The sequence below is a fragment of the Arthrobacter sp. CAL618 genome (genome assembly GCF_000468215.1).
Taxonomy (GTDB): domain Bacteria; phylum Actinomycetota; class Actinomycetes; order Actinomycetales; family Micrococcaceae; genus Arthrobacter_D.
This window is the reverse complement of sequence record NZ_ASZW01000153.1, coordinates 14,080-14,424: the sequence shown is the minus strand read 5'-3', so window position 1 is coordinate 14,424 and position 345 is coordinate 14,080. Positions and strand designations below refer to the sequence as shown.

The window sequence follows — 345 nt, the reverse complement described above, 5'->3', positions numbered from 1 at the left end:
GGCGCCGTCGCGCTGAAGAGCACTTCTCGTGGGACTCGATTGCTGAGTCCACCCTCGAGGTCTACCGTTCAGTGATCCCCAAGACCTGAGCACACCGGCAACCCGGTAGTTCCTGACACCGCCCAGCGTAGGGTGGCGTACCACCATCAATCACGGAGGACTCATCAGTGACCGAACACCCCAGCCCAGTGTCACCGGACTCACCCGACTCACCGGATTCGCCGGACTCAGCAGCTTCGGCGCCTTCGACCGATGAGGCGAATGTTCCCGAGTTGAATGAGACGGAGGTCGACGAGGCAGTGATGGACGAGTCTGCCGAGAACCCGGCCCTCGACGAGGGGCGGG

At 63.2% G+C, this 345-nt stretch carries 1 protein-coding gene; it reads left to right on the top strand.

What is annotated here, in order from left to right; all coding sequences use genetic code 11:
* On the top strand, positions 1 to 89 hold an 89-nt coding region (locus K728_RS23205; RefSeq protein WP_443110956.1), incomplete at its 5' end, for a glycosyltransferase.
* Between the last annotated feature and the right edge of the window lie 256 nt (positions 90 to 345).